General features: G+C 72.0%; 7 protein-coding genes and 1 pseudogene. 5 read left to right on the top strand and 3 right to left on the bottom strand.

The features are described from left to right. Together C1I95_RS29890 and C1I95_RS29895 are read left to right on the top strand one after the other, a co-directional pair. Positions 1–318: pseudogene (locus C1I95_RS29890) on the top strand (tetratricopeptide repeat protein); the annotation flags it as partial. Between the two features lie 154 nt (positions 319–472). Continuing rightward, positions 473–2,761, top strand: a complete 2,289-nt coding sequence (locus C1I95_RS29895) for a HelD family protein (protein WP_111218899.1) — start codon at positions 473–475, stop codon at positions 2,759–2,761. Positions 2,762–2,834: 73 nt separating this feature from the next. On the opposite strand, the gene C1I95_RS29900 is transcribed toward C1I95_RS29895, so the two are convergent. After that, positions 2,835–3,236: a hypothetical protein gene (locus tag C1I95_RS29900; protein WP_111218901.1), complete on the bottom strand. Its 402-nt coding sequence runs from the start codon at positions 3,234–3,236 to the stop codon at positions 2,835–2,837. A gap of 452 nt (positions 3,237–3,688) precedes the next feature. Here C1I95_RS29900 and C1I95_RS29910 point away from each other — a divergent pair, with 452 nt between their 5' ends. Continuing rightward, positions 3,689–4,069, top strand: a complete 381-nt coding sequence (locus C1I95_RS29910; protein WP_111218903.1) for a hypothetical protein — start codon at positions 3,689–3,691, stop codon at positions 4,067–4,069. Between the two features lie 69 nt (positions 4,070–4,138). Here C1I95_RS29910 and C1I95_RS29915 read toward each other — a convergent pair whose 3' ends face one another. After that, complete coding sequence (locus C1I95_RS29915) at positions 4,139–5,377, bottom strand: sporulation protein (RefSeq protein ID WP_111218905.1); 1,239 nt, start codon at positions 5,375–5,377, stop codon at positions 4,139–4,141. Between the two features lie 284 nt (positions 5,378–5,661). Here C1I95_RS29915 and C1I95_RS29920 point away from each other — a divergent pair, with 284 nt between their 5' ends. Continuing rightward, a complete protein-coding gene (locus tag C1I95_RS29920) occupies positions 5,662–6,054 on the top strand; it encodes a YciI family protein (RefSeq protein ID WP_233513972.1) in 393 nt (130 codons plus the stop codon). Next, complete coding sequence (locus C1I95_RS29925; RefSeq protein WP_111218909.1) at positions 6,051–7,292, top strand: RNA polymerase sigma factor; 1,242 nt, start codon at positions 6,051–6,053, stop codon at positions 7,290–7,292. The genes C1I95_RS29920 and C1I95_RS29925 overlap by 4 nt, the downstream gene beginning before the upstream one ends. Positions 7,293–7,542: 250 nt before the next feature. Here C1I95_RS29925 and C1I95_RS29930 read toward each other — a convergent pair. Continuing rightward, positions 7,543–7,924, bottom strand: a 382-nt coding sequence (locus tag C1I95_RS29930; RefSeq protein WP_199523976.1) for a cellulose binding domain-containing protein, incomplete at its 5' end; no start/stop codon positions are given.

The raw sequence follows: 7,924 nt of genomic DNA on the forward strand, positions 1-7,924 counted from the left end.
GGTCCAGCTCAGCGTCACGCTGTCGCGATTGTCCTGCAACGAGAGCCCGGTGCCCCGCCCACCGGGCTCTCGTTGCAGGACAATCGCGACAGCGTGACGCTGAGCTGGACCTACCCGGCCGGGAGCGAGGGGCCGGTGATCATCTCGGGTGGCCGGAACGGTCAGCCGCGCAACGCCTTCGCCGACCTGCCCGCCGGCACCGAGAGCTTCGTCGTCTACAGCCTCGACCGCAGATTGGACTACTGCTTCACGGTGGCGGTGGTCTGGTCCACCGACACCGTCGCCCGCTCCGGCGAGGTCTGCACCAAGCGTCGCTGACCGGGGCCGGCACGGTCGGAAAGGCGATGGTGTGACGGGATCGGTGGTGCCTGGTTCCGGCGTTCGGCACGCGGTATCTTTACGAGTTCAGGCACAAAAAAGAACGGCCCATAAAGCCGTTCTGAATTCGAATTCTAGCCATTTGGGAGACGGATTGTCAAGGCACTCCGGCGGTTCGCCGTCCGACGACGAGATCGGCCGCGAGCAGGAGTACGTCTCGATGCTCTACCAGCGCCTGGACAACCTGCGGGAGCAGGCGTCCCGGCGGCTGACCGACGAGCTGCGGGCGACCGGCGGCACGTTGCAGGCCCGTTCCCAACGCGACGGCGCGGTGCAGATGTACGCCGATCAGGTCGAGCAGTTCGCCGCGGTGGAGAACGGCCTGTGCTTCGGCCGGCTGGACACCGACGACAGCGACCGCCACTACATCGGCCGGATCGGCATCTTCGACACCGATGGTGACTACGACCCGCTGCTGATGGACTGGCGCGCCCCGGCCGCCCGGGCCTTCTACCTCGCCACCGCCGCCAACCCGCAGGGCATCCGGCGGCGCCGGCACCTGCGTACCCGGCAGCGCAAGGTGATCGGCGTCAACGACGAGGTGCTCGACCTGGCCACCGCCTCCCCCACCGCCCACGAGGAGCTGACCGGGGAGGCGTCGCTGCTGGCCGCACTCAACGCCGGCCGCACCGGGCGGATGCGCGACATCGTCGAGACCATCCAGGCCGAGCAGGACCACATCATCCGGGCCGACCTGCCCGGGGTGCTGGTGGTCCAGGGCGGCCCGGGCACCGGCAAGACCGCGGTGGCGCTGCACCGGGCGGCGTACCTGCTCTACACCCACCGCCGGGAGCTGTCCACCCGGGGTGTGCTGCTGGTCGGCCCGAACGTCACCTTCCTGCGCTACATCTCGCAGGTGCTGCCCGCGCTGGCCGAGACAGGGGTGCTGCTGCGTACCCAGGGCGACCTTTTCCCGGGGGTGAGCGCCCGCCGTGCGGAGCCCGCCACCACCGCCGCCCTCAAGGGACGGTCGGTGATGGTCGAGGTGCTGGCCAACGCGGTACGCGACCGGCAGCGGGTGCCCGACGAGCCGCGGGAGATCGAGCTGCCGCAGCGGGAACTGCTCGTGCTCGACCCGGCGACCGTGCGGGCGGCCCGGGACCGGGCCCGCCGCAGCGGACGACCGCACAACCTGGCCCGCGCGGTATTCGACATCGAGATCGTGCACGCGCTCGCCGACCAGGTCGCCGAACGGATCGGCGCCGACCCGCTGGGCGGGGAGAACCTGCTGGACGAGGCGGATGTCGCCGAGATCCGCCGCGAGCTGCGCGAGGAGCCGGAGGTACGGGCGGCGCTGGACGAGCTGTGGCCGGTACTCACCCCGCAGCGCCTGCTCGCCGACCTGTACGCCTCGACCGACCGGATCGCCACCGCCGCGCCGATGCTCAGCGCCGACGAGCGGGCCGCGCTGCACCGCGAACCGGGCGGCTGGACGCCGGCGGACGTACCGCTGCTGGACGAGGCGGCGGAGCTGCTCGGCGAGGACGACCGGGCCGCCGCCGCCCGCCGGGAGCGGATCCGCGCGATGGAACGCGAGTACGCCGAGGGTGTGCTGGAGATCGCCCGGGGCTCCCGCTCCATCGACGTCGAGGACGAGGCCGACGGCGGCGAGATCCTCGGCGTGACCGACCTGATCGACGCCGACCGGCTGCTGGAACGGCAGGAGGAGGCGGACCGGCTGACCACCGCGCAACGCGCGGCGGCCGACCGCGGGTGGGCGTTCGGCCACGTGATCGTCGACGAGGCGCAGGAGCTGTCGCCGATGGCCTGGCGGCTGTTGATGCGCCGCTGCCCGAGCCGTTCGATGACCATCGTGGGTGACGTGGCGCAGACCGGTGCGCTGGCCGGCACGCCGTCGTGGGCGGAGGCGTTGGAGCCTTACGTGGCGGACCGGTGGCGGCTGGCGGAGCTGACCGTCAGCTACCGCACCCCCGCCGAGATCATGGAGGTCGCCGCGGGCGTACTGGCCGAGATCGACCCGGCGCTGCGCCCACCGCGCGCCGTCCGCTCCAGCGGCTTCGTGCCGGTCTCGCGCGGCGTGCCGGCGCAGTGGCTGGCGGCGGAACTGGTCGAGGTCACCACGGCGGAGGCGGCTGGGCTGACCGACGGCCGGCTCGGGGTGATCGTGCCGGCCGGCCGGGTCGAAGACCTGGGTGCCGCGCTGACCGCGGCGCTGCCCGAGGCGGCCGTGGGTGAGCAGCCCGACCTGGAGGGCCGGGTGGTGGTGCTCACCGTCGCCGAGGCCAAGGGCCTGGAGTTCGACTCGGTGGTGGTGGTCGACCCTAACCGCATCGTCGCCGAGTCCCCCCGTGGCCGCAGCGACCTCTACGTGGCCCTGACCCGGGCCACCCAACGCCTGACCACCCTCACCCCCAACCCCTGACCCATCCGCACCCTGGTTGATCAACCGGGTTGGCCCGGCCCGATGGATCGGGCCGGGCCGGGTGGTGCGTGGATCAGTCGAAGCTGCCCACGTGGGTGGCGGGCGTGGACTGGTCACTGGTGCTGCCGCCGGACGGGGTGCTCAGCCCACCGGTGGTGGCGTCACCCGTCGTGGTCGGGGCCACCTTGCCCCGATGCCGCTCCGGCTGCCGGGCCAACCGGCGGGCACTGGCCGGCCCGGCCGTACCGCCGGTCGTGGTGATCGCGCCCTGTCCGCCGGTGGGCCCACCGTCGCGCAACACGTTGGGGTCGATCGGCACATCCGCCGGATCGTCCACATCGTCGCGCTGGATGGCACTCTCCACATCGGTGGGCGGCACGGTCACCTCGTCCACCGCGCCCTCGCCGTACACGCCGCCGGCGATCCGCTCCTCGGCCCGGCGGGCGGCGTCCTGTCGCATGTCGTCCTCACGCACGATCCATCACCTCGCAGAAGCGTCGGTCTCTCTGCGTGCCCGGTGGCCGCGGCGACAAACCCGCACCGCCGGGCCACCGCACCTCTCTCCCCCGGCGCCCGGCCGCCCCATAAAGAGAGACTGGCACCCCGGCGAGACCCGGCATACCGGACGTACGGCCCGTGCCGGCCCGGCATGGCCCGAACGTGATCCCGTACGCCGCCCACGATCCGGCCTCGGCGTCGGGCACCGGGATCACCCTGGTCGTGAGCGTGCCCCTCGGACTGTCCTCGGCTGCTGAGCGTCGCCGTCCGCGCCGACCGCCGCCGATCCGGCTGACAGGCCCGCGTTACTGCCCCGGACGCAACGGGTAGACGCGTCGTGCCCCCGCCGGCAACGAGAAACCGTGCCGTGGCCGACACGCGGCAGCGGGGCGAGGGATCGCAGGACTCATCACATCCTGAGGAGGACAGATGAGCACGCAGGCTGCATCCACCAGGCCGATGAACCGGCCGCAGCAGGACATGCAGAATCGCCAGGCCATGCAGGAGGCACCGACCCGTCCGATGCCGATGATGCACGACGGGCATCGGGAACAGATGCCGTCACCGGGTACGGAGACCAAGCAGTCGCTCCTGACGACGGAATTCTGGATCTACGCGGCCGCCGTCGCCCTTGTGGTCATTTCCGCGTTCTGGAAGGGCACGACCGCGAACGGGCTGAACTTGAACAACCCGACCCAGTCGTGGTTCTTCATTACCCTCTTGACGATCGGTTACCTCGTCAGCCGAGGTCTGGCGAAGGCCGGTAGCCAGCGGCGCTCCATGGCCGAGCGCCGGCAGCGGGGTCACTGACCTCCGCGCGTAAAAGCACGGTGGCCCTCCGGGATCTCTCCCGGAGGGCCACCGTCCTGTCTAGACGGCCTAGAACTCCTCGAAGCCCCCGAAGTCGCCGCCGCCGAAGTCACCACCGAAGTCGCCGCCGCCGAAGTCCTCGGCGCCGCCGAGGTCACCGGCCGCCTCGGCGACCTGCTCCTCGCCACCGTCGAAGGCGTTACCGATCATGTGACCGGCGAGCATGCCACCGGCGGCACCGAGCGCCGCGCCGGCCACGATCCCACCCATCCCGGGGCCGCTACGCCGCTGCGGGGCACCGTACTGGTTCGGCGGGCCGTAGCCCTGCGGAGCGCCATAGCCCTGCGCCGCGTGCGGGGCGCCGTAGGCCGGCGCACCGGGCGGCCGGTAACCGGGCGGTGCGGCGTGCGGGGCTGGGTAGCCCTGCGGCGGGACACCCTGCGGCGGGTAGCCCGGCTGAGCGGCGTGCGGAGCGCCGTAACCCTGCGGACCGAAGCCCTGCGGGGCACCGTACGCCTGGGCCCGCATGGCGCCGAAACGCTCGATCGTCTCGCGCAGCCAGCCGTCGACCACCTGCGCCCAGTCGTGGCCGTCGGCCTCGCCGTGCCCCACCTGGTAGTGCCCGAAGGCGTCGGGGCCGGGCGCGCGGAAGCCACCCCGCTTGTCGCACTCAAGCACCACGTCGATGCCGTTGGGGTTGGTGACGAAGGTCAGCTCAAGCTCGTTGACGACCTGCGCGTACTGCGGCGCGGCGAAGAACTCGATCTCCTGGTAGAACGGCAGCATCTGCGGTACGCCGTGGATCCGGCCCTGCTCGAGATCGGCCGACTTCAGCCGGAAGCCGAGCTGGAGGAAGGCCTGCAGAATCCGCTCCTGCACCAGCAGCGGGTGCACACTGACCTGGTCGAGGTCGCCCTTGTCGACCGCCCGGGCGATCGCCAGCTCGGTACGCAGGCCCATGGTCATGCCGGGCAGGCGCTGACCGTAAAGGTCGGTGATCGGGGTCTCCCACGGCACCGGAACCTGGAACGGGATGGACAGCTGCTGCTTCGGGGCGAGCTGGAGCGGGCCGCCGACCACCTGCCGGTGGAACTCCATGACGCCGCCGTGCTCGTTGTTGCCCCGCTCGATCTCCACCCGGGTGACCAGCCCGACGACGATCTGCTCGATGTTCGCCGGGGCTTCCCCGCCGACCAGGTTGACCTGGCCCTCGAGGGTCTCCCCGGGCCGGGTGTTCGGGTTGGCAAGGACGGTGTCCACACTGGGACCGCCCACACCGAACGCGCTCAACATCTTCTTGAAGACCATCGGAACTCCCGCAGGGTCTGGTGCCCGTACTCCCTTTAGGAGCCGGACGCTGACCAGCGCAGGTTATCGACCGGTGCTGTGAGATCGCTGGGAATCGCCCAGCACCGGCGAGCCGCCCGGTGCTGCGACACCTGATCGTCTGCATCCGAGTGGCACGACACGCCGGCACGGGAATGCCAGAAATTTTTCCGGCGCGGATGTCGAGAACGGTGGTGGCGGCTTCTACCTGAGGGTGGAAGCACCGATGATGGGTGCGCAGCCGTGAGGAGACAGCCGTGAAGTACATGCTGCTGATGCAGTTCAGCGCCGCCGGGACCGACTTCCCGCAGATCCACACCTGGACGCCGGAGGAGATCAGCGCCCACATCGGGTTCATGGGCGAGGTCAACGCCAAGCTGGTCGCCGACGGCGAGTGGGTCGACGGGCAGGGGCTCGCCGGGCCGGCGCAGGCGAAGATCGTACGCGCCGGTGCCGGTGGCGCGCCGGTGGTGACCGAGGGGCCGTTCGCCGAGACGAAGGAGTTCCTCGCCGGCTTCTGGGTCGTCGACGTCGACACCCCGGAGCGTGCGGTCGAGATCGCCGCCTGGATCTCCACCGCCCCCGGGCCGGGTGGCGCGCCGCTCAACATGCCGATCGAGGTGCACCCGGTGATGTCCGCACCGCCGCAGGACGTGTGACGAGAGAAACGCTGACCGAGGACCTGCTGCGCGAACTCGCGCCGCAGGTCCTCGGCGTGCTCGCCCGCCGGTTCGGCGACTTCGCCACCGCCGAGGACGCGGTGCAGGAGGCCCTGCTGGCCGCCGCCACTCAGTGGCCTGAGGACGGCGTACCGGACAATCCGCGGGGCTGGCTGATCCAGGTCGCGTACCGGCGGATGATCGAGATGGTCCGCGCCGAGCAGGCCCGCCGGGCCCGGGAGGACCTGGCCGCCCGGCGGGAGCCGGTGGACCGGCGCAGCGTACCGGCGGTCGACGCGCAACTGTCCGCGGACCGCGACGACACCCTGGTGCTGCTCCTGCTCTGTTGCCACCCGGCGCTGTCGCCCGCCTCGGCTATCGCGCTCACCCTGCGGGCGGTCGGCGGCCTGACCACGGCCGAGATCGCTCGGGCGTTCCTGGTGCCGGAGGCCACCATGGCGCAGCGGATCAGCCGCGCCAAACAACGAATCCGGGATTCCGGTACGCCGTTCCGGATGCCCGAGCCGGCCGACCTGCCGGCCCGGCTCGCCGCCGTCCTGCACGTGCTCTACCTGGTTTTCACCGAGGGGCACGTGGCCAGCGCCGGGGACCGTCTGCACCGGATCGACCTGGCTCGCGAGGCGATCCGGCTGACCCGGGCGCTGCACGCCCGGCTACCGGACGATAGCGAGGTGGCCGGCCTGCTGGCGCTGATGCTGCTCACCGAGGCCCGCAGCGCGGCGCGTACCGGAGCCTCCGGCGAGCTGATCCCGCTGGCCGAACAGGACCGCGGCCGGTGGGACGCGACCGCGATCGCCGAGGGCATCGCGCTGGTCACCCGGGCGCTGCCCCGGGGGCCGGTCGGCCCGTACCAGGTGCAGGCCGCCATCGCCGCGCTGCACGACGAGGCGCCGACCGCCGAGGAGACCGACTGGCCGCAGATCCTCGCGCTCTACGAGGTGCTGGAGGGCCTGTCGGCCAGCCCGGTGGTGGCCCTGAACCGGGCGGTCGCCGTCGCCATGGTGCACGGGCCGGCCGCCGGCCTGGCCGCGCTCGACAAGCTGGACGACGAGGCCAGGCTGGTCGGTCACCACCGCCTCCACGCCGCCCGCGCCCACCTGTACGAGATGGCCGGTGACCACGACCGGGCGGTGGCGCGGTACCGGACGGCCGCCGGGCTGACCGCGAGCCTGCCCGAGCAGCACTACCTGCTGATGCGGGCCGCCCGCCTCGCCTGAGCTGCTGCCGGCGACTCCGGCCGGACCAGGTTCCACCTTCGCGCCCTTTGCTCTGCTTCAACGCACGCATCGAATTCGGTGGCGGAACAGTGCGTGGAGTGAAGCAGAGCAAAGGGCGTCCCGAGGACACCAGCTGGCGGCGAGCGGGCCAGCGGCGAGCGGCGAGCGGCGAGTTCAGCCCGTGCGGGCGTACCGATGCGGTGGTGGCCGGGTCCGCGCGGACCCGGCCACCGGTGTGGCGGTACGTCGGTCAGCTCGCGGTGCAGGTCACCGCGGGGGCCGAGTTGGTGCCGTTCCAGCTGCCGAGGAAGCCGAAGCTGGTGCTGGCCCTGGCGCCGAGCCGGCCGTTGTAGTCGACGTTGCGGGCGGTCACCGTGGCGCCACTGCCGGTCACCGTGGCGTTCCAGAACTGCGTCACCGACTGGCCGTTGGCGAAGGTCCAGCGGACCGTCCAGCCGTTGATGGCGCTGGCCCCGGCGGTCACCCGGACGTCACCCTGGAAGCCACCCTGCCACTGGTTGGTGATCGAGTACGTCGCCGTGCAGCCGGCGCCCGCCGGCGGGGTCGTCGTCGGCGGAGGAGTCGACGGCGGGGGCGTGGTGGGCGGAGGTGTGGACGGCGGAGGAGTCGAC

Source organism: Micromonospora craterilacus, assembly GCF_003236315.1.
Lineage (GTDB): Bacteria > Actinomycetota > Actinomycetes > Mycobacteriales > Micromonosporaceae > Micromonospora > Micromonospora craterilacus.